This window comes from Alcanivorax sp. 1008, from assembly GCF_020667895.1.
Taxonomy (GTDB): Bacteria; Pseudomonadota; Gammaproteobacteria; order Pseudomonadales; family Alcanivoracaceae; genus PGZG01.
Window position 1 is genome coordinate 76,931 of sequence record NZ_JAFMPS010000001.1, and the last position, 21,702, is coordinate 98,632.

At 55.9% G+C, this 21,702-nt stretch carries 19 protein-coding genes; 13 read left to right on the forward strand and 6 right to left on the reverse strand.

The window, feature by feature from the left end; translation table 11 throughout:
* Nucleotide 1: 1 nt before the first annotated feature.
* From murD to lpxC, 9 genes are all read left to right on the forward strand, one after another.
* Nucleotides 2-1,324, forward strand: a complete 1,323-nt coding sequence (gene murD, locus J1C54_RS00415) for a UDP-N-acetylmuramoyl-L-alanine--D-glutamate ligase (protein ID WP_229143854.1) — start codon at nt 2-4, stop codon at nt 1,322-1,324.
* A complete protein-coding gene (ftsW, locus tag J1C54_RS00420) occupies nt 1,314-2,468 on the forward strand; it encodes a putative lipid II flippase FtsW (protein WP_229143855.1) in 1,155 nt (384 codons plus the stop codon). Before murD ends, ftsW begins: the two co-directional genes overlap by 11 nt.
* Nucleotides 2,465-3,532, forward strand: a complete 1,068-nt coding sequence (gene murG, locus J1C54_RS00425; protein ID WP_229143856.1) for an undecaprenyldiphospho-muramoylpentapeptide beta-N-acetylglucosaminyltransferase — start codon at nt 2,465-2,467, stop codon at nt 3,530-3,532. The genes ftsW and murG overlap by 4 nt, the downstream gene beginning before the upstream one ends.
* Nucleotides 3,525-4,946 carry a UDP-N-acetylmuramate--L-alanine ligase gene (gene murC / locus J1C54_RS00430; RefSeq protein WP_229143857.1) on the forward strand — a complete coding sequence of 474 codons (1,422 nt, stop codon included), beginning with the start codon at nt 3,525-3,527 and terminating at the stop codon, nt 4,944-4,946. The genes murG and murC overlap by 8 nt, the downstream gene beginning before the upstream one ends.
* On the forward strand, nt 4,939-5,865 hold the full coding sequence (locus J1C54_RS00435; RefSeq protein WP_229143858.1) for a D-alanine--D-alanine ligase: 927 nt from the start codon (nt 4,939-4,941) through the stop codon (nt 5,863-5,865). Before murC ends, J1C54_RS00435 begins: the two co-directional genes overlap by 8 nt.
* Nucleotides 5,862-6,656 (forward strand): cell division protein FtsQ/DivIB, encoded by a 795-nt coding sequence (locus tag J1C54_RS00440; protein ID WP_229143859.1) that lies wholly within the window; start codon nt 5,862-5,864, stop codon nt 6,654-6,656. Before J1C54_RS00435 ends, J1C54_RS00440 begins: the two co-directional genes overlap by 4 nt.
* Before the next feature lie 4 nt (nt 6,657-6,660).
* Nucleotides 6,661-7,896 carry a cell division protein FtsA gene (gene ftsA, locus J1C54_RS00445; RefSeq protein WP_229143860.1) on the forward strand — a complete coding sequence of 412 codons (1,236 nt, stop codon included), beginning with the start codon at nt 6,661-6,663 and terminating at the stop codon, nt 7,894-7,896.
* A 76-nt stretch (nt 7,897-7,972) separates the two neighbouring features.
* Nucleotides 7,973-9,133 carry a cell division protein FtsZ gene (gene ftsZ / locus J1C54_RS00450; RefSeq protein ID WP_229144321.1) on the forward strand — a complete coding sequence of 387 codons (1,161 nt, stop codon included), beginning with the start codon at nt 7,973-7,975 and terminating at the stop codon, nt 9,131-9,133.
* Nucleotides 9,134-9,238: 105 nt separating this feature from the next.
* Nucleotides 9,239-10,153, forward strand: a complete 915-nt coding sequence (gene lpxC / locus J1C54_RS00455; RefSeq protein ID WP_229143861.1) for a UDP-3-O-acyl-N-acetylglucosamine deacetylase — start codon at nt 9,239-9,241, stop codon at nt 10,151-10,153.
* 95 nt (nt 10,154-10,248) lie between these two features.
* On the opposite strand, the gene J1C54_RS00460 is transcribed toward lpxC, so the two are convergent.
* Nucleotides 10,249-10,701, reverse strand: coding sequence for a hypothetical protein (locus J1C54_RS00460; protein WP_229143862.1), 453 nt, complete (start codon nt 10,699-10,701; stop codon nt 10,249-10,251).
* Between the two features lie 93 nt (nt 10,702-10,794).
* On the opposite strand from J1C54_RS00460, the gene J1C54_RS00465 reads away from it, so the two are divergent.
* The 4 genes from J1C54_RS00465 (at nt 10,795) to J1C54_RS00480 (ending at nt 16,733) form a co-directional block, all read left to right on the forward strand.
* Nucleotides 10,795-11,727: a M23 family metallopeptidase gene (locus J1C54_RS00465; RefSeq protein ID WP_229143863.1), complete on the forward strand. Its 933-nt coding sequence runs from the start codon at nt 10,795-10,797 to the stop codon at nt 11,725-11,727.
* A 126-nt stretch (nt 11,728-11,853) separates the two neighbouring features.
* On the forward strand, nt 11,854-14,595 hold the full coding sequence (gene secA / locus J1C54_RS00470) for a preprotein translocase subunit SecA (RefSeq protein ID WP_229143864.1): 2,742 nt from the start codon (nt 11,854-11,856) through the stop codon (nt 14,593-14,595).
* A 3-nt stretch (nt 14,596-14,598) separates the two neighbouring features.
* Nucleotides 14,599-15,804: a bifunctional glutamate N-acetyltransferase/amino-acid acetyltransferase ArgJ gene (argJ, locus tag J1C54_RS00475; RefSeq protein WP_229143865.1), complete on the forward strand. Its 1,206-nt coding sequence runs from the start codon at nt 14,599-14,601 to the stop codon at nt 15,802-15,804.
* A gap of 5 nt (nt 15,805-15,809) precedes the next feature.
* A complete protein-coding gene (locus tag J1C54_RS00480; protein WP_229143866.1) occupies nt 15,810-16,733 on the forward strand; it encodes a Nudix family hydrolase in 924 nt (307 codons plus the stop codon).
* Between the two features lie 4 nt (nt 16,734-16,737).
* On the opposite strand, the gene yacG is transcribed toward J1C54_RS00480, so the two are convergent.
* The 5 genes from yacG to pilB are packed head-to-tail and all read right to left on the reverse strand — an operon-like array spanning nt 16,738 to nt 21,362.
* Nucleotides 16,738-16,926, reverse strand: a complete 189-nt coding sequence (gene yacG / locus J1C54_RS00485; RefSeq protein WP_229143867.1) for a DNA gyrase inhibitor YacG — start codon at nt 16,924-16,926, stop codon at nt 16,738-16,740.
* Nucleotides 16,919-17,521 carry a dephospho-CoA kinase gene (gene coaE / locus J1C54_RS00490; RefSeq protein ID WP_370635594.1) on the reverse strand — a complete coding sequence of 201 codons (603 nt, stop codon included), beginning with the start codon at nt 17,519-17,521 and terminating at the stop codon, nt 16,919-16,921. The genes yacG and coaE overlap by 8 nt, the downstream gene beginning before the upstream one ends.
* Nucleotides 17,521-18,393 (reverse strand): A24 family peptidase, encoded by an 873-nt coding sequence (locus J1C54_RS00495; RefSeq protein WP_229143868.1) that lies wholly within the window; start codon nt 18,391-18,393, stop codon nt 17,521-17,523. The genes coaE and J1C54_RS00495 overlap by 1 nt, the downstream gene beginning before the upstream one ends.
* A gap of 6 nt (nt 18,394-18,399) precedes the next feature.
* Nucleotides 18,400-19,641, reverse strand: a complete 1,242-nt coding sequence (locus J1C54_RS00500) for a type II secretion system F family protein (RefSeq protein ID WP_229143869.1) — start codon at nt 19,639-19,641, stop codon at nt 18,400-18,402.
* A gap of 2 nt (nt 19,642-19,643) precedes the next feature.
* Entirely contained in the window at nt 19,644-21,362 is a 1,719-nt protein-coding gene (pilB, locus tag J1C54_RS00505; protein WP_229143870.1) for a type IV-A pilus assembly ATPase PilB, read from the reverse strand.
* Nucleotides 21,363-21,702 lie beyond the last annotated feature (340 nt).

Below are 21,702 nucleotides of genomic sequence, written 5' to 3' on the forward strand. Positions count from 1 at the left end.
CGTGAGCGCAGCGTTTGATCTGGTTATTGGGCTTGGCGTAACGGGGCAGTCTTGCCTGCGTTATCTGCTGGCTCAGGAAGAGCCGGTGCGGGCAATGGATACCCGTGCCGAGCCGCCAGGTATCGCGGCCATTCGAGAGCAATTTGCAGGTGTTCCAATTCATACTGGCGGGCTCCGCGAGGACTGGCTGAACGAAGCGAGACGGCTAATCGTTAGTCCGGGTGTGGCGGTGTCCAATGTGGAAATTGCCCGTCAAGCAGCGGCTGGGAAAGAGGTAATTGGGGACATTGAACTGTTTGCCCGAGCTGCCAGCGAGCCGGTTGCGGCTATTACTGGATCGAATGCAAAAAGTACGGTCACGGCGTTGCTAGGTGAAGTGGCTCGCTCTACAGGACTACGTGCTCTGGCCGGCGGCAATCTGGGCACACCAGCACTTGATCTGCTTGGACAGGAAGCGGAGCTCTATGTAATGGAGCTTTCCAGCTTCCAGCTGGAAACAACTTTTAGTTTGAGCGCCCAAGTAGCCTGCATTCTGAATATGTCCCAGGATCACATGGATCGTTATGCCGGCTTTGGTGATTACGTCGCCGCCAAGCAACGGGTTTATGACGGTTGCGAAGTGGCGGTGTGGAATATTGATGATGAAGCTACTCGCCCGCAGGGCCCTGTTCCTGCACAGATAACATTTGGTATTCACGCGGATGCTGACTACCGCCTCGATGTTCAGCGAGGGGTATTGATGCGTCGCGGGGAAGATCTGCTGGCTGCGTCTGCTTTAAAGCTGCGCGGTCATCACAATGCATTAAACGTTCTCGCGGTACTCGCTATGGCGGAAGCATTGGGCCTGGAGCGTCAGGTATGTCTTCGTGCCGTGCAGGAGTTCGCCGGTTTGCCGCATCGCTGTGTACTCGTGACCGAGCACCGTGGTGTGCAGTGGTTTAATGATTCCAAGGGCACCAACGTGGGTGCCACGCTTGCCGCCTTGGCCGGTATTGGGCCGGCCATTCCGGGAAAGATCGTTTTGATCGCCGGAGGTCAGGGCAAGGGTCAGGACTTCTCTCCGCTGGCTGCTGCCAGGGATAATATTCGCGCGGCAGTACTGATCGGTGAAGATGCGCGCATGTTAGGTGGGGCACTGGCTGATGTGTCCTGTCATTATGCTGAAGATATGGCTGATGCGGTTCGCCGCGCTTCCTTGCTGGCTGAGGCAGGTGATGCAGTGCTGCTATCGCCCGCCTGTGCCAGTTTCGATATGTTCAGTGGCTATGCGGATCGTGGTGACACCTTTGTTAAATGCGTGACGGAGGTGCTGCATGGCGCATGAGCGGGTGCTACATCGTCGTCCAGAGGATATGTGGTTGCTTGGTGGCGTCTTGCTGCTGGCGATCACTGGCCTGGTGATGGTGATGTCTGCCTCGTTACAGATCGCCGAGACCAAACTTGGTTCGCCGTTCTATTTCTTTAGCCGCCATCTGGTTTACCTGTTGCTGGCGGCCACTGCTGGTGTGTTGACCTATCTTCTTGTTCCGGTGGTGATGCTGGAAAGGCTGCGCATGCTGGCATTGATTGGCGCTGTCTTGATCCTGATGGCGGTGCTGGTTCCCGGGATTGGCCGAGAAGTTAATGGCTCGCAGCGTTGGATTTCTTTGCCCGGGTTTAATATTCAGGCTTCGGAGCCTGCCAAGCTGGGCTACCTGATCTGGCTGGCTGGCTATATCAATAATCAGCGTGATGCGCTGCAGCAACGTTGGCAGACATTCCTGATACCGCTTGGTGTACTTGGTTTTCTGGCGTTGCTGCTTCTGGCGGAGCCGGATTTTGGCGCTGCTGTTGTGCTGGGTATTGCCACCATGGGAATGCTGTTTATGGCTGGCGTGCCGATGCTGCGCTTTTTGTCGGTTGCATTAACGGTGGTGTTGGCAGCAGCGGCTGTGGCGCTTTTACAGCCCTATCGGGTGGCGCGGCTGATGAGCTTTCTTGACCCGTGGGCAGATCAGTTCGGCGGCGGCTATCAGTTAACCCAGAGCCTGATTGCCTTTGGTCGTGGGCATATTGATGGCGTCGGTTTGGGCAATAGTGTGCAGAAGCTTTTCTATCTGCCTGAAGCTCATACTGATTTCGTTTTTGCTGTGACTGCCGAGGAATTTGGCTTGATCGGCACGGTGTTATTGATCTCCCTTTTTATTCTGGTATGTGCACGTATTTTTCAGTTGGCTTTTCGTTTGCTGGACAAGCAGCAGCTATTCAGCGGCCAGTTGGTGCTGGGTATCGCACTGGTTTTTGCTTCGCAGGCCTTTGTGAATATGGGCGTTAATATGGGTTTGTTGCCAACCAAAGGGCTGACTTTGCCGCTAGTCAGCTATGGCGGCAGCTCTCTTCTGGTTATGTCGGTGATGATTGCGCTGGTGCTAAAGATCGGTACCGAGGCAGCCGCGCATGTTCCGGCCCGGCGGAGGGAGCGTCGATGAAGCCCTTGATGCTGGTAATGGCCGGTGGAACCGGCGGTCACGTTATGCCGGCCCTCGCAGTGGCTGATGTGTTGCGCCAGCGCGGCGTGTCGATCGCCTGGCTTGGCTCAGAGCAAGGTATCGAGAATCGACTGGTCCCTGCTGCAGACTATCCTTTGCATCGTTTGGCTGTGCGCGGCATTCGAGGTGGTGGACTCGGTCGCCGTTTACTGGCGCCTTTTATGTTGCTTGGCACTGTGTTGGCAGCATGGCGCATTGTCCGCCAGTTGCGCCCCGTGGTCGCCATCGGCTTTGGTGGCTATGCCAGTGGGCCGGGCGCGATTGCCGCGCGGTTGGCAGGTGTACCGTTGATTATTCATGAGCAGAATGCCCGGCCTGGAATGACAAACAGAGTGCTGGCGCGCTTTGCTGGTCAGGTATTACAGGGCTTTCCCGGTGCGTTTAATCAGGCAATGACCACCGGCAACCCAGTGCGCAAGGCGATTGCCACACTGCCGGCTCCCGCGCAGCGATACAGCGAGCGTGATGGTGCTCTGCGCATTCTGATCACTGGCGGCAGTCAAGGGGCCCTGGCGCTGAACAAGCAGCTGCCTGAGGCGTTGTCTCAGGCTCTGTCAGAAGTGGACTTTGAAGTGCGTCACCAAACTGGACGTGGCCGTACTGATGAAGCTGCTCATGCGTGGAACGGGCTGGCAGCCAAAGTGCAGCTTAGTGAGTTTATTGATGACATGGCGGATGCATTTTCATGGGCAGATCTGGTGATCTGCCGCAGCGGTGCATCGACGGTTAGCGAAATTGCCGCGGCGGGGGTGGCTGCCTTGTTTATTCCGCTGCCCACGGCTGTGGATGATCATCAGACCCATAATGCCCGCTGGTTGTCAGATCGGGATGCTGCCCTATTGTTACCGCAGAGTGGTTTGAGTGCAGATGGCTTGCGTGCCCGTATTGAAGTTCTCGGCGATCGCAAGGCGCTGATGCAGATGGCAGAACGTGCTCGAGCAATGGCCTTGCCGGACAGCGCTGCGACCGTTGCAGATATTTGTCAGGAGGTGGCCCATGGCTGATCCGGTTGCGCATGTTGTACCGGAAATGCGCCGCATCCGTCGCATTCACTTTGTTGGTATTGGTGGTGTCGGCATGTGCGGCATCGCCGAGGTGTTATGCAATCAGGGCTATGAGATTAGTGGTTCTGATTTGCGTGAATCTCCAGTTGTGTTGCGACTGCGCAGCCTTGGTGTCCGTGTTGAGATCGGGCACCGTGGGGAAAATGTAGGTGATGCTGATGTGGTGGTGACATCAACCGCGGTTGATGAGGACAACCTTGAGGTGCAGGAAGCCAAGCGTCGCCGTATCCCATTGGTGCCACGAGCACAGATGCTGGCGGAGCTGATGCGCTTCCGTCACGGCATAGCGGTTGCCGGCACTCATGGCAAAACCACAACCACATCAATGATTGCCTCAATTCTGGGTGAGGCCAAGTTCGACCCGACCTTTGTCATTGGAGGCAAGCTCACCAGCTCGGGAACTAATGCCCGGCTGGGGCAGAGCCACTATCTGGTGGCTGAAGCGGATGAGTCCGATGCCTCGTTCTTGCATCTACAGCCCATGGTTGCAGTGGTTACTAATATTGATGCAGATCACATGCATACCTACGGGGGTGATTTTGCCAAGCTCGAAAACACGTTTATCGAGTTTCTGCAGAACCTGCCGTTCTATGGCTTGGCCGTGATGTGTATCGATGATCCGGTGGTGCGCAAGTTGTTGCCACGTGTCAATCGTCAGCTGATCAGTTATGGCTTTAGTGAAGATGCTGATGTTCGCGCAGAGGCCGTCAGCCAAAAAGGCATGGTGACCTCGTTTCAGGTGATTCGCGAAGGCAAGCCAGGGTTGCAGATAGCACTGCCCATGCCGGGTCGGCATAACGTCCTTAATGCACTGGCAGCGATTGCGGTGGCCACAGATGAGAATGTGCCGGATCAGGCCATAATTGCTGGTCTGAATGGCTTTACTGGAGTTGGTCGTCGTTTCGATGTACTTGGCGAGTACCGCACTGCGGATGGTAGCGCCACATTAGTAGATGACTACGGCCATCATCCCCGTGAGGTTGAGGCAACCATCAAGGCAGTACGTGATGGCTGGCCAGAGCGGCGTTTGGTAATGCTGTTTCAGCCGCATCGTTATACCCGTACTCGCGACCTCTACGAAGACTTTGTCGATGTGCTGTCCAACGTCGACGCATTACTGATGCTGGAAGTTTATAGCGCCGGGGAAGATCCCATCCCGGCCGCTGACTCCAGATCTCTCTGTCACAGTCTGCGGCAGCGAGGTCAGGTCGAGCCGATCTACGTTGATGACTCAGCCAAGCTATCCGCTCTGCTTGCCAAGGTACTACGTGATGGCGACCTTCTGATAACTCAGGGTGCCGGCAATGTGTCAGCGATTGCTCGGCAGTTGATTGAGGAGGGTGGTCGTGACTGATGCCTTGATCACACTGAAGAATAAGTTGGCCGCTATCGGTCCTGTGGCAGTGCTATGCGGTGGTCGGTCCGCGGAGCGGGAGGTTTCCCTGCGTAGCGGTGCCGAGGTCCATTCCGCTCTGTTGTCGCTCGGCGTCAATGCCGTATGCGTTGATACGGCGCAAGCGAATTTCGATGCGCTGGATGATTTTGCAATCTGCTTCATCGCTCTACATGGCCGTGGTGGCGAGGACGGTGTTATTCAGGGTGCGCTGGAGCATATGGGCATCCCTTATACAGGCAGCGGTGTGATGGCCTCTGCTATTGGTATGAGCAAGATACATACAAAGCTGATCTGGAGTGGCGCCGGCTTGCCAACTCCAGCGTTTTACCTTGCAGGTGTGGCTGAGGTGGATCTGGGCTTTCCGCTGATGGTAAAGCCCGCCCATGAGGGCTCTTCAATTGGCATGCGTAAAGTTGATGATGCAGCCCAATTGGCTGAGGCAATTAACGAAGCTGCCGCTTATGACAATGAAGTTCTGGTCGAGCGCTGGGTTCAAGGCGCCGAGTTTACTGTTGCCGTTCTTGGCGATGAGGCCTTGCCACCGATTCGTCTGGAGACCCCGAATAGCTTCTACGACTATAACGCCAAGTATCAGGCTGATAGCACTCAGTATATCTGCCCTTGTGGCCTTGATGGCGACAAGGAAGAGGAGCTTAAGCAGTTAGCGAAAAAGGCATTTCAGGTGGTTGGTTGTAGCGGCTGGGGCCGGGTTGATGTAATGCAGGATCAGCAGGGAAATTTCTTCTTGCTGGAGGTAAATACTGTGCCCGGCATGACGGACCATTCGCTGGTGCCGATGGCAGCACGGGCCAGCGGTCGCAGCTTTGCCCAGTTAGTAGGCGAGATTCTACTGCAGGCCTGGGAGCGCCGGTCATGATCCGCAAAACGGTGAAGCTACGCGGTGCCCGAGTGCTGCCGGTGAAGCCGCAGCGTAAGCCGTTGGCGGAAAGAGTGGCCGCCGCCATGCCACTGTTGCTTGGCGGATTCGCTTTGCTTGTTGTGATTGGCACTGTGATCTATCTGCCCGGCACTTTGGATAGCTATCCGATCCGCAGCGTCGGTGTTGAAGGTGTGAAGGATGAGCGGCGTCAGGCCGAGGTGAGAATGGCGCTATCGGGCTTGGTGGCTGATGAAAATTTCTTCAGCGTGCCACTGGCAGAGGTTTTTCGTACAGCGCGGTCACTGGAATGGGTCGCGGATGTGCAAGTGAGTCGTAGCTGGCCGGATCGGCTGGTACTTCTTATTGAGGAGCGGGTGCCGGTGGCGGTGTGGAATGAAGATTTTCTGGTGTCCACATCAGGCGAGCCATTTCGCGCACTGAAGCAGTACAGCGTAGATGGTTTGCCGCGTCTGCATGGCCCGGTCGAGCGACTTGGTTCGGTTATGGATTATTACCACAGCATGAGCAAGGTGCTGGCGCCAGTGGGACTGCAGATCCGTCGTCTGGACGTGGATGCCAGGCTGACCGCAAGGCTGGAGTTAGATAATGGCGTCGCGCTAGTGGTTGATCGCAATCAGTACGCACGCAAGCTGCGCCGATTTGTGCGCATGTATGAAGGGGTATTGTCCGCTGATTCTCGCGGGCTGGCCCGCGTGGATCTGCGCTATGCAGATGGTATGGCAGTGCAGTGGCGGCAGACGTCACCATCGACTGACAAGAGAGTGTGATTTCATGGCTACCTCGAGCGGCGAAAAAATGTATGTGGGCCTCGATGTCGGAACCTCGAAAGTGGTGGCGATTGTCGGTCGTGTTGGCCTGGACGGATCCATGGAGATCGTCGGTATTGGCTCCAATCCTTCCCGAGGCATGCGTAAAGGGGTGGTAGTAGATATTGAAGCAACGGTGCGCTCCATACAGCGTGCCGTAGAAGAAGCAGAGCTAATGGCCGGCTGTCAGGTGCATTCTGTATATGCAGGCATTGCCGGATCCCATGTGCGTAGTTTGAACTCCCATGGCATGGTCGCCATCCGCGAGAGAGAAGTGGCACAGGCGGACATTGACCGGGTTCTCGATGCGGCTCAGGCGGTGGTCATGCCGGCGGATCAGAAAGTTCTGCATGTGTTGCCACAGGAATACATCGTTGATACCCAGGAGGGCGTGCGAGAGCCAATCGGCATGAGCGGTGTGCGCCTTGAGGCGCGGGTGCATTTGGTTTCCTGTGCAGTAAATGCTGCGCAGAACATTGAAAAGTGTGTGCGTCGCTGCGGCCTTGAAGTGGAAGACATTATTCTTGAGCAGGTTGCGTCCAGTTACTCTGTGCTAACGGACGATGAGCGTGAGCTTGGCGTATGCATGGTAGATATTGGTGGCGGCACCACTGATATCGCCATCTTTATTGACGGCGCAATCCGGCACACCGCCAATATTCCCATTGCCGGAGATCAGGTAACTAACGACATTGCCATGGCTCTGCGCACCCCCAAACAGCACGCCGATGAGCTGAAGATTCGCTATGCATGTGCGCTAACCCAGCTTGCTGGTGTTGATGAAACCATCAAGGTGCCAAGTGTTGGTGATCGTCCGCCGCGCACACTATCCCGTCAAAACCTGGCTGAAGTTGTTGAGCCCCGATACGACGAGCTTTTCACTTTAGTACAAGCTGAGATTCGCCGCTCTGGTCTGGAAGATATGATCCCCGGTGGCGTTGTGCTAACCGGTGGTGCTTCCAAAATTGAGGGTGCAGTGGATCTGGCGGAAGAGATTTTCCACATGCCAGTACGACTTGGTATGCCGCAGGGCGTTAGCGGCCTTACGGATGTTGTGCGTAATCCGATTTATGCAACTGCGGTGGGCTTGCTGCTGCATGCCCAGAAAAATGAGCAAGATAACCGCAACTCGCGAGGCAGTAGCGGCGGGTCGGTGGACTGGATTGAGCGCCTGAAGCGCTTTTTCCGGAGCAACTTCTGAACAGGGTGCAAGCGCATTCTGATCAGGCAAGAGCAAGGGTCGAAAACAGGGAAACAACCGGGAGATAGTCATGACAATGCATTTCAAACTGGAAGATGGCGTACCGCATGGTGCAGTTATCAAAGTGGTCGGAGTCGGCGGCGGCGGCGGTAACGCTGTCGAGCACATGGTTCGTTCTAACGTGGATGGCGTCGAGTTTATCTGCGCCAATACCGATGCGCAGGCGCTGCGTAACGCCTCTACTCGAACGGTGCTACAGCTTGGTGGCCAGGTCACCAAAGGGTTGGGAGCAGGCGCAAATCCGGAGGTGGGTCGCCAGTCGGCAATTGAAGATCGCGAGCGCATTGCTGAGCTGCTGCAGGGCGCAGACATGGTATTCGTTACTGCTGGCATGGGCGGCGGTACCGGTACCGGTGCGGCACCGATTGTTGCGGAAGTGGCCAAGGATCTTGGCATCTTGACGGTGGCGGTAGTGACCAAGCCGTTTCCATTCGAAGGTCGCAAGCGCATGCAGGTGGCAGAGGCCGGTATTGCGGCGCTGCGCGAGCATGTTGATTCGTTGATCACTATTCCCAATGAAAAGTTGATGGCGGTTCTGGGTGGCGGCACCACGTTGCTGGATGCCTTCAAAGCGGCCAACGATGTTCTTCTTGGTGCGGTCAAGGGTATTTCTGATCTGATCACCAAGGGCGGCATCATCAACGTCGACTTTGCCGATGTGCGTACCGTTATGGGCGAGATGGGTATGGCGATGATGGGTACTGGCACTGCCAGTGGTGAAAATCGCGCAGAAGAAGCTGCTCGTAAGGCCATCTGCAGTCCGCTGCTGGAGGACGTGGATCTGCAGGGGGCCCGAGGCTTGCTGATCAATATCAGTGGCAATACCGATATCTCACTTGAAGAGTACAGCCTGGTGAATGGAATCATCGCGGACATGGCTCATCCGGATGCCAATATCATTATTGGTACCGCGATTGATCCGGAGATCGGCGATGCGTTGTCGGTCACGGTAGTGGCGACCGGTTTGGGGCAAGCTGAGGCCTTGAAGGTAGTGCGTGGTGGTCGAGCCAGCCAGCCAGTTACCAGTCCGCAGAACTACGGAGATCTGGATCAGCCGGCCATCAATCGCCGTAACCCCCGTGAGCCCGCGCCGATGCGTAACGCTCCGGCAGCAAGCACGGCGGAGGATCTGAGCTTTATTGATATCCCGACGTTCCTGCGGCGTCAGGCGGACTAAGGGGCGGGACGGCCAATGGTGCGTGGAACAATCCTTTGTTACCATGCCGGCCCTGCCAAGCCTTGACTTCCGTGCCCCCGGGGCACCTGCCAGAGTGGCCAGAGAATGATTAGACAGAGAACACTGAAAAACGTCATCCGGGCGACCGGGATTGGATTACATACTGGTGAGAAGGTATATCTCACCGTTCGTCCTGCCCCGATTGATACCGGTATTATCTTTCGTCGCGTTGACCTTGACCCGGTTGTGGAAATCCCTGCCGCGGCGGAGAACGTTGGAGAAACGACCCTCTCCTCGACACTGGTAAAGGGTGACGTCAAAGTTGGCACTGTTGAACATTTTCTGTCCGCCATGGCCGGGCTCGGCATCGACAACGCTTACGTGGAGTTGTCGGCGCCGGAAGTTCCGATCATGGACGGCAGTGCCGGCCCGTTTGTTTTCCTGCTGCAGTCCGCCGGAATTCAGGAACAGGAAGCACTGAAAAAATTTATTCGCATTAAAAAGCCCGTAAAGGTAGAAGAGGCTGATAAATCCGCCACTTTCCTGCCATTTGAGGGCTTTAAGGTCAGCTTCGAAATAGAATTTGATCACCCGGTTTTCCGCGGTCGTACGCAGACGGCCAGCATCGACTTCTCTTCCACCTCATTCGTCAAGGAAGTGGCGCGCGCACGTACCTTCGGTTTTATGCGTGATATTGAATACCTGCGTTCGCAAAATCTGGCCCTGGGTGGCAGTGTCAATAATGCCATCGTGGTGGATGAGTTCCGCATCCTCAATGAGGATGGCCTGCGCTACGAGGATGAGTTCGTTAAGCACAAGATGCTGGATGCGATCGGTGATCTGTATCTGCTCGGCTTCAGTCTGATTGGTGAGTTTGTTGGCCACAAGTCTGGCCATGCCTTGAATAACCAGCTGCTGCGTCAACTGATGGCGGATCCTGAGGCGTGGGAAATCGTCACATTCCCGGACGCCGCGACCGCTCCTATTTCCTACATGAAACCGGTGCTGGCAGCGGAGTAACCCTGGCGGCTCGCGCAGTTAAGTGAAAGGCCCCTCGCGGGGCCTTTTATTTTTTACTGCTATTACGACAATGTGACCGCTAGCAAAGTAACAGATCAGTCTTTCTGATCAGATGAGGCAGTATCGTCGCTGGCAAGGTTGGCCAGTCTGGCGAGGACTTCGGCAAGTGGCTGATAGTCGCAGTGGCGGGCAGCATCACGAAGGACTGCGGCGGCACCGGGGTCCAGCAACGGGGCTTTAAGTGAGGATCGCTGCTGCACTGGTTCGTGGACGGTTTGTACCCTGACGGTGAAACTGTTCAAACCGGCTTCCTTGGCCAGTCGCGGGCCATGGAAGCAGAGCATCTGAGCCACGGCGCTGGTCTGGGCGATCAGTAGCAGCTCGCCGTCGATCGCCTCAGCGTGGGTTTTTGTCGCCAGAGCTGCGGGTAAGGATGGCAGGGTCAGCCCCTTCGAGGGTTGGCTGGCTGCGGTTCTGAGCTTCTCGCCAAGGGCCGTGTCGGCCTTGAGCAGGGAGTCCAGCGAGGGTGGCAAGGTTGCATTGCTCATGATGTTTTCTTAGGATTGATGGCATTGACTCGAAAATAACCGAAAAGACCATCCCAACTGCTTGTCAGTAAAGGGAAAAACGGCGAACTCAGCATGAACATAATTATCCTTAATCCGCGTCGGGGTGGCTCCCGGACGCTGCATCTGCCCCGCTGGTCAGGCTGGGCGGGCATGTTGATGCTGCTGATCATGCCATTGGCGACCGGTGTTGGTGCCTACTATATCAGTCATTATCTGGATCAGCCGCTGTTCAGTGCCGACGTTGCCGAGCGCTGGCATGACGATGTTCGTGCTCAGCAGAAAGAGCTTCAGGTGCTGCAGCGCCAGGCGGACGAAGAAGTGCGAGCTTTGACGCTGCGGATGGCGGATATGCAGGCCCGGCTATTGCGTCTGGATGCTTTAGGCGAGCGATTGCTGGATGTGGCCGGCATTCGCGCCGACGAGTTTGATTTTTCTTCTGCCCCGGCAATGGGTGGTCCGGAGTCCCATTCTGAGAGCATGGACATGGTCTATAGACCGCCGGCTTTTGTGGATGCGCTGGGCGAGCTGGCCACCACGCTTGAGCGCCGCGAAGAGCAGCTCAATATCCTCGAAGGGCTGATGAATAACCGCCATCAGGAGCGACAGGCCTCTCTGGCTGGTCGTCCGGTGCTGCGTGGCTGGCTGTCTTCCCGGTTTGGTCGTCGTACTGATCCGTTTACCGGACGGTTGGCGGAGCATAAAGGGGTAGATTTTGCTGGCAAAGAAGGCTCTGAAGTGGTGGCTACAGGGGCGGGCGTGGTGACCTTCTCTGGGGAGCGCTGGGGCTATGGCAACATGGTCGAGATTAATCATGGCAATGGTCTGGCTACTCGCTATGCCCATGCCAAAGATCTGCTGGTAGCCACAGGAGATATTGTTCGTGCCGGTGAGTCGGTGGCAACCATAGGCTCCACCGGGCGCTCCACTGGGCCCCATGTCCACTATGAAGTGCTGCGCAACGGCCAGCACATCAACCCCGAACCCTTCCTGCACCGCCCACGTTAATCAAAAGGCCCGCAATGCGGGCCTTTCTCTTATATCACTGCTGCTGAACAGGTAGAATGTCGCCTTTCTCAAGGCGTGCCCTCCGGGACAACGCCCTCCTTAATGACACAGGAAAGCGGACGTTTCATGCTGGCTACCGTATTCAAGAAGATTTTTGGGTCGAAGAACGATCGTGAGCTGCGCCGGATGGGCAAGCTGGTTGCAGAGATCAATGCTCTCGGTGAATCCCTGCAGGGGCTGTCTGATGATGCGCTACGCGCCCAGACTGCAGAGATGCAGCAGGCCTTTCGCGATGGCAAGACCGTCGATGAGTTGTTGCCCCAGGCATTCGCGGTAGCCCGTGAAGCGGCTACCCGAGTGATGAAAATGCGTCACTTCGATGTGCAGCTGCTTGGTGGTATTGCATTGCACGAGGGGCGAATTGCCGAGATGCGCACCGGTGAGGGTAAAACGCTTACTGCTACTTTGCCGGTATATCTTAATGCGCTGACTGGCAAAGGCGTGCATGTGGTCACAGTCAATGATTATCTGGCTGAACGTGATGCTAACTGGATGCGCCCGTTGTATGAATTTCTCGGCATGTCAGTGGGCATTATCATGTCGCAGCAACCGCAGGAGCAGAAGCGCGAGGCCTACGCTGCGGATATTACCTACGGCACCAATAATGAGTTTGGTTTTGACTTTCTGCGCGACAACATGGTGTTTCGTCTGGAAGACAAGGTTCAACGGGGCCTGCACTATGCTGTTGTTGATGAGGTTGACTCGATTCTTATCGATGAGGCTCGTACGCCTCTGATTATTTCCGGCCCGGCGTCGGACTCCTCGGAAATGTACCTTCAGGTTAACAAGTTGATTCCCAAGTTGCTGCGCCAGACGGAAGAGCGCGAGGGAGATTTCTTTGTTGATGAAAAGCATCGCCAGGTGGAGATGACTGAGGAAGGTCATCAAAAAGTTGAAGGCCTGCTGATTGATAGCGGGCTGCTCAAGGATGGCGAGTCACTTTATGCTCCGCACAATCTGGGTATTCTTCATCACGTACATGCGGCCTTGAAAGCTCACGCACTGTTTCAGCGTGACAAGGATTACATTATCCAGAATGGTCAGGTGGTTATTGTTGATGAACACACCGGTCGGACCATGCCCGGGCGCCGCTGGTCGGATGGTATTCATCAGGCGGTAGAAGCCAAGGAAGGAGTTCGCATCCAGCAAGAAAACCAGACTCTGGCTTCTACTACCTTCCAGAACTATTTCCGTCTGTACAGCAAGTTGTCCGGTATGACCGGTACTGCGGATACGGAAGCGGCAGAGTTCCGCCAGATTTATGGCATGGATGTAGTGGTGATGCCCACTAATCGCCCGATGGTGCGTATTGATGCGGAAGATCTTGTGTATCTGTCGCTGGAGGAGAAATACGACGCGATTACCGAAGAAATTCGTAATGCAGTGGAAAAAGGCGCGCCTGTTCTGGTTGGTACGGCAACTATTTCTGCTTCCGAATATCTGTCTGAGAGACTAGATAAAGCGAAGATTAGTCATCAGGTGCTGAACGCGAAGTTCCACAAAAAGGAAGCAGAGATTATTGCTCAGGCGGGTAAGCCGGGGGCGGTAACCATTGCAACCAATATGGCGGGTCGAGGTACGGATATCGTACTTGGTGGCAATCCGCAGGAAGAGATTAAACGTCTCGAAAGCCCGGATGCGGGGCAGATTGAGGCGATTGAAAAAGCCTGGAAGATTAACCAGGAGAAAGTGCTCGCCGCTGGCGGCCTGCATATTATTGGCACAGAGCGCCACGAGTCCCGACGGATTGATAATCAGCTGCGTGGCCGTGCTGGCCGTCAGGGTGATCCGGGTTACACCCGCTTCTTCCTGTCCATGGAAGACGATTTGATGCGCATTTTTGCCTCTGACCGTATTCGCAACATGATGCGTTCGCTGGGGATGGAGGCGGGCGAGGCTATTGAGCACCGATGGGTCACCCGCGCCATTGAGAATGCGCAGCGCAAGGTTGAGGCGCGTAACTTTGATATTCGCAAGAACCTGCTGGAATATGATGACGTCGCCAACGACCAGCGTCGCGTGGTGTACCACCAGCGCAATGAGATTCTTGAAGCAACAGACCTCTCCAAGAGTGTAATTGGAATTCGTGAAGATGTAGTCGCTGAAGTCGTCCGCGACCATATGCCGCCTGGTTCTATCGAGGAACAGTGGGATGTGGCTGGTTTAGAGAAAATTCTGGAAGCGGAATTTCACTGTGATGCGCCAGTCAGCATCTGGCTGAAAGCGGATAAACAGATGCATATCGATGGTGTCACCGAGCGTGTGCTGGAGAAAATGGTTCAGCAGTACGAAGGTAAGGAGCAAGACCTTGTTGCTCGTAACTTTGATGCTGGCGAGCTTCGCAAGGTTGAAAAGCACATCATGCTGCAGGTGCTGGATCGTCACTGGAAAGATCATCTTGCCAGCATGGATCAATTGCGCCAGGGCATTCATTTGCGCGGGTATGCGCAGAAGAATCCGAAGCAGGAGTACAAGCGAGAGGCGTTTGAGCTGTTCCAGCATATGATGAGTCAGATTCAGCATCAGTTGATCCGTGTGCTGCATACCATTGAGCTGCGTCGCGACGATGAGTTGGAACAGATGGAGCGTCAGCGTGCAGAAGAGGCGCGCCGTCAAGCCGAGCGCATGCAGGCGATGATGCCGCCAGTGGCGGAGGATGGACTGCCTCCTGTGTCCGACTCAGGTTCTGCGGGTGCCGCGCAGCCACAGCAGCCAGTCACCCGTGATATGCCAAAGGTTGGCCGTAATGACCCCTGTCCCTGCGGTTCCGGCAAGAAATTCAAGCATTGCCACGGGCAACTGGGCTGACAGATGAATCAGCTAGATTGGTTGCCGGTATCGGGTTTGCGGGTTGCTGCGGTTAAGGCCGGGGTAAAGAAACCTGATCGTTATGATCTGGTGGTGTTTGAGTTGGCCGAAGGTTCGGCCACCGCAGGCGTATTTACCCTGAATCGATTCTGTGCCGCGCCAGTGCATGTGGCCAAGCGCCATTTGGCCAGCACTGCTCCGCGCTATTTGATGATTAACACCGGCTACGCTAATGCTGGAACCGGCGATTTAGGCATGCAGAATTGCTTGTCCAGCTGCGACTTGCTGGCCAAAGAGGCTGGTTGCTCCCGTGAACAAGTACTTCCGTTTTCCACCGGTGTAATTGGTGAGCTGTTTACCTTGCCGCCATTTGAGCGTGGCCTGCCGGCGGCTCTGACTGCGTTGGATGAGCATGGTTGGGGTTTGGCGTCGCAGGGCATCATGACCACCGACACACGTGCCAAAATCATGTCGCGCCGTGTTGAGCTTGATGGTGTGCCGGTCACCATAACCGGCATTGCCAAAGGCGCCGGCATGATCAAGCCGAATATGGCCACCATGCTTGGCTTTATCGCCACTGATGCCACTATTGAGCCCACTTTGCTGCAAAGCTGGGTGAAGCAATTGGCCGATCAGTCCTTTAACTGCATCAGCATTGATGGCGATACCTCCACCAACGATGCATGCATGCTGATGGCAACCGGCAAGGCGGGCATGGCCGCACCGCTGCAGGCAGGCAGTGCTGCAGCGGAGACCCTTTTTGAAGCGCTGCGCCAGGTGTTCGTTGGTCTTGCTCATGCCATTGTCCGCGATGGGGAAGGGGCGACCAAATTTGTTGAAGTGTGTGTCGATCATGCCGGTAGTGATGCGGATGCACGGGCCATTGCTGAAACCGTGGCCCATTCACCGCTGGTAAAAACTGCGCTGTTTGCATCTGACCCTAATTGGGGACGGATTCTTGCCGCAGTGGGTCGCGCCCCGATAGCGGCACTGGACGTGGATCGGGTCAGTATCTGGCTGGATGATGTACAGATTGTGGCCAATGGCGCGGTGGCTGGTGACTACACTGAAGCACGTGGCGCTGCAGTAATGGCGCAGCCTGATATTCGTATCACTATCGATCTTGCCGCCGGTACAGGCCATGGGAAAGTGTGGACCTGCGACTTCAGCTACGACTACGTCAAGATCAATGCAGAGTACCGCACCTGAGTGTCATGCCAGAGTTAATGCCCCGCCTTGATGTGGTTGCCGCGATTATCCGCGATGCTCAAGGACGGGTGCTGCTGGCTCAGCGTCCTGCCCACAAGCATCAAGGTGGTCGCTGGGAATTTCCCGGTGGCAAGGTAGAAGCGGGGGAGGCGCTGGATCATGCGCTTGCCCGTGAGCTTGATGAAGAGCTCGGCCTCACCGCTACCGATTTTCAACCCTTCATGACGGTGGATCACCGCTATCCTGAACTGCAGGTTCGTTTGCACTTTCGTGAAGTGAAAAAGTTCCAGGGGCTTGCCCACGGCCGCGAAGGCCAGCCGGTTAACTGGTTTACCGTTGAGCAAATGAGAGCGCTGGAATTTCCGGCAGCCAATCGACCAGTGGTCAAGGCGCTGCAATTGTCCGATACGCTGCTGGTGATGCCCGACAGCCTTTTGCCAGACTGGTCTGCACAGTTGCATAGCGCTATCGATGGCGGCTGCCGAGTGATTTATCTGCGTGGTCTTGAGCAGCGCACTGAGCAGCTTCAGCAAGCAGTCAATATTTGCCGGCAGCGGGGAGCGCTATCACTGGTGCGTAATGATGTTGCCATGATGCAGCGCTATGCAGCCGACGGTTTGCACTTGAGTGCCGCGGCGGCGGGGCAGATGGCCCAGCGTCCGCAGGTGGCCTGGCTATCAGTGGCCTGTCACTCGGCTGAGGAACTGCAAGTGGCGCAGCGACTGGAGGCTGACCTGGTGTTGCTGTCGCCGGTTTTAGCCACCGCCAGTCACCCGGAAGTGGCTCCACTTGGCTGGTCCCGTTTTGCCGGGTTGGCCACCGGGCAGCCTTTTGCTGTCTATGCGCTGGGTGGTATGACGCCTGCTGATGTCACTAGCGCTCGCCACCATGGTGCCCGTGGTATCGCTGCCATTCGCGCATTTTTCTGAGCATCTATTCAGGCAGGTCGTCAAACTCGTTCGGAGGGTCGCCAGGAATGGCATGACGCTCGGCCGCCCAGTCGCCAAGATCAATCAGTTTGCAGCGTTCCGAGCAGAACGGCCGCCATGGATTGTCAGCCCGCCACTGGGCTGGTTTGCGACATTGCGGGCAGGCGACAATACGAGCGTCGGGTTCAGGCATGAGCGTGGGCCATTTTCAGATAGGTTTCATGCAACGTATCAAGCTGCCTGTGGAGGCTGGCGAGATCGGCGTCATTGGTAACGATATCGTCCGCCCGTTGGTGCTTGTCGGCGCGGGACATCTGTGCGGCCATAATTGCCTTTACCTGAGTTTCAGCAACCTGATCCCGCGAGGCGGTGCGGGATAACTGCAGTGCCTCGGGGACATCAATCAGCAAGATACGCTGCGCCATTTTGTGTTGGCTGCTTTCCAGTAATAGGGGCGACACCAACAGGGTATAAGGGGACGAAGATGTTTGCAGTTGGCGCAGGATTTCCGCGCCGATGGCCGGGTGAGTAATGGCCTCAAGATCTTTGCGTGCCGACGGGTCAGCAAACACAATCTCGCGCAGGGCGCGACGATCAAGGGTGCCGTCTGGTTGGATGACGCCGGCGCCGAAGCGCTCAGCAATGGCTTGCAGAGCAGGTTGTCCTGGCTGCACCACTAGCCGGGACACCAGATCTGCATCGACTACGGTAATGCCTTTGCTGGCAAGATAATCAGATGCAGCAGTTTTGCCGCTGCCGATGCCTCCGGTAAGCCCGACAACAAACATCAGAACTTCATCAGGCCAAGATAGGCGCTGACCATCTGGTTTCCCCAGAGTAGCGCGATCCAGCCCGCCGCAGCCAGATAGGGGCCGAACGGGATGCCCTGATCCCGTTTCACCAGGCCGGTGGCCAACAAAAGAATGCCAACCACGGCACCAACCAGCGAAGACAGCAGGATCACCAGCGGCAGCATCTGCCAACCGAGCCAGGCGCCGAGCGCGGCGAGTAGTTTGAAGTCGCCGTAGCCCATTCCTTCCTTGCCGGTTAGGAGTTTGAAGGCCCAGTACACGGACCACAGGGCCAGATAGCCTGCGCTGGCACCGATGACCGCATCGACAAGACTGACAGGGGAGATACCGGCAACCGCCAGTAGCAGACCTGCCCAGAGCAACGGGTAGGTGAGGTCGTCCGGCAGCAGGGTGGTGTCGTAATCAATCATGGCCAGCGCCAGCAGGCACCAGCCGGCCAGAATGACGGCTAACAGCCAGGGCGAGTAACCCACATGCCATGCAGCGATAGCGGCAATCAGGCCAGCAGTGAGCTCGACCAGCGGATAGCGGCTGCTAATGCCGGTGCCACAGGCGGAACAGCGGCCGCGCAACACCAGCCAGCTAACCAGCGGAATGTTTTCATACCAGCGGATGGCATGACCGCATTTCGGGCAACGGGATGCCGGGGTGGCCAGATTAAAAGGTTCTGCCGGCGGCGCGTCAGGGAGTGACAGCACCGAGCGAGCTTCCTGCTGCCAGGCGCGCTCCATCATCACCGGCAGGCGGTAGATCACCACATTGAGGAAGCTGCCCACCAACAAGCCGAAAACAAATACCAGCGCGACCAGAAAGGTCGGGCTGGTTTCAAGCAAGGAGAATACTGACATGCCGAATCAGACCACCGCGCCGAGCTGGAAGATAGGCAGGTACATGGCAACGATCAGACCGCCCACGACGACACCCAGGAAGGACATGATCAAGGGCTCCATCATTGAAGTCAGGCCGTCCACGGCGTTGTCCACCTCCGCCTCGTAATAGGTGGCAACCTTATCCAGCATAGAGTCCAGCGCGCCGGACTCCTCGCCGATGGCAACCATCTGCAGAGCCATGCTCGGGAACACGCCGGTGGCCCGCATGGCAAACTGGAGCTGCTGACCAGTGGCCACATCGTCGCGGATACGCAAGATGGCATTCTTGTAAACGATATTACCTGCTGCCTGTGCACAGGACTCCAGCGCTTCAATCAACGGCACACCAGCGGCGAAGGTGGTGGACAGGGTGCGTGAATAACGCGCCACTGTGGCCTTGTAGGTCAGATCACCAATGATCGGCAGCTTCAGCATTAACCGATCCAGCGCCCCGCGAAAGGCTGCGGAGCGCTTCTTCGCCTGAGAAAAGCCTACAAAGGTCCCAACAAGCACCACAACGATATAGACGATGTTGGCCTGCAAAGCGTCAGACAGGCCCATCACGAACAAAGTAAAAGCGGGCAGCTCAGCTCCAAAGCCATCAAATAGCTCTTTGAATGTTGGCACCACCTTGAGCAGCAGGATGGTGGTAACGATGGCGGCAACGATTAGTACTGTGACTGGGTACTTCATCGCCTTCTTGATTTTCATTTTCAGGGCTTCGGCTTTTTCCTTATATACCGCAACCCGCTCAAGCATGGTTTCCAAGGCGCCGGACTGTTCACCAGAGTCCACCAGACTGCAGAACAGCTCATCGAAATACTGGGGGTATTTCTGCAAAGCACCGGCAAAGTTATTACCCGCTTCAACATCTGATTTGATCCCCATTACCACGCTCTTCATGGTTGGGTTGTCCAGACCATCGGAGACGATCTCAAAAGACTGAACCAAAGGCACACCGGCCTTCATCATGGTAGCCATCTGTCGGGTAAAGATGGAAATATCCTGGGGGGTAACTTTTTTCGGCCCGCCAATATTGATTTCCAGCTTGCGGTTAACTTTCTTGGGTTCAATTCCCTGCTTTTTCAGTTCAAGTTTGACCAGCGCAGGGTTTTTCCCGGAAATCTCCCCTTTGACCTTGGCGCCCTTACGATCCTTGCCCTCATACAGGAAGGTATAGGTTTTTTCCGGCTTGTTTTTCGCTGCTGCCTGGGTCTTTTTTGCCATGGTCAGTGTCCAGAGGTTACGCGGTTGACTTCTTCAAGGCTGGTGACGCCCTTCATTGCCTTTAACAGGCCTGAGCGGTGCAGGTCATTAAAACCTTCCTTGCGGCACTGGTCAGCAATCTCGATGGAGTTACCTTCTTCCATAATGATCCGGGCAATACCGTCAGTGATTCTGACTACTTCGTAGATACCGACTCGTCCCTTGTAGCCGTTGTTGCACTTTTCACAGCCCTTCGGGCCATACACAGTAAAGCCGGTTGCGATATCTTCTTCCGTGAAGCCCATCTCAAGCAGCGAAGCTGCAGGCACCTCCATTGGCTGTTTGCAATGTTCGCACAAACGGCGGGCCAGACGTTGGGCAATAATCAGGATTACCGACGTGGCAATATTGAACGACGGAATGCCCATGTTGCGCAGACGGGTAAGGGTTTCCGGAGCGCTGTTGGTGTGCAGCGTAGATAGCACCAAGTGACCCGTCTGGGCAGCCTTCACGCCGATGCTGGCTGTCTCAAGGTCACGAATCTCACCAACCAGAATGACGTCAGGATCCTGCCGCAAAAAGGCCTTCAGTGCGGCGGCAAAGTCCATGCCCTGAGAAGGGTTGACGTTGACCTGGTTGACCCCCTCCAGATTGATTTCCACCGGATCTTCAGCAGTGGAAATATTCCTTTCCGGTGTGTTGAGAATATTTACACCGGTATACAGCGATACGGTTTTACCCGAGCCGGTGGGGCCGGTTACCAGGATCATGCCCTGGGGCTTGGCCAGCGCGTCCATGTACAGCTGCTTCTGCCAGTCTTCATAGCCCAGCGCATCAATGCCCATCTTGGCGCTTTCTGCGTCAAGGATCCGCAGTACGATCTTTTCCCCCCAGAGGGTTGGGCAGGTGTTGACCCGAAAATCGATTGAGCGAGTCTTGGACAGTTTCATCTTGATGCGGCCGTCCTGGGGTACGCGCCGCTCGGCGATATTCAGTTTCGCCATAATTTTAAGGCGAGCAGCGATCTTGCCAGCCGTGTTTATTGGCGGCTTGGCGATCTCCATGAGAATGCCATCCTGACGAAAACGCACCCGGTAAGCCTTTTCGTAGGGCTCGAAGTGAAGATCCGAAGCGCCCATCTTGATGGCATCGAGTAGCAGCTTATTGACGAATTTGACGATTGGCGCGTCGTCGGCTCCGGCGACACCGTCATCAGCCTCTTTCTTCTCGTCACCACTGCTGATGTCGATATCTTCAAGGTCTGAGTCCAGATCATCAAAGGCGCTGCCCTCCGCTTCGTTGATAATGGCGTCAAGCAAAGCTTTGAGTTTGGTGTCGTCGGCAATCAGGGTTTCGACACTGAGGCCTGTATTGAAACGAATTTCTTCCAGGGCCTGCAGGTTGGTCGGGTCGGACATGGCGACAAACAGGCGTCCGCCGCGCTTGAACAGCGGCACGGCGCGGTGTTTCACCAGCAAGTTGTTGTCTACCAGATCCTTGGGGACTGAGTCCGGTATCAGGGCAGAGAGATCAATCAGCGGATCGCCGAATTCTTCAGCGGTGGCATGGGCGACATCGGCGGATTTGGCCAGCCCTTTCTCTACCAGATGGGCTACCAGAGGCACCTTGTCACGCTTCGCCGCAACAATGGCTTCCCTGGCCTGCTCCTCATCCAGCAAGCCATCACGGACCAGACGGCGGGCCAAGCCGCTTAATTGAATATTCGCGCTGTTTTCTGCCATGGATTCAGTCTTGTTATGGTTGTTTCTGGCGTACGACGGCAGAGAAAGGGCACTGCCTGCGCCGATTTTCTGACTCTACACATTATTAACAGGAGGCGCTACCCGGTTTCCGTGCTGCATTTCAGGGAGTTAGCGTCGGCAATTGAGGTAAATGCTAGGGGCTAAACTCAGCCCATTAGCTGCTCTGTTATTGCCCGGTGCCGTAAAGTGCCATTGGCACTGACGGTATCCGTCATGGGGTGACGTATTTTGACACCCTGTCCCCGCCTGCAAGGGCAAAAAATGTCTGTTTCACCCGTTGGATCTCAATAAATCAGGGGTTGCCATACTTTTTCCTGAA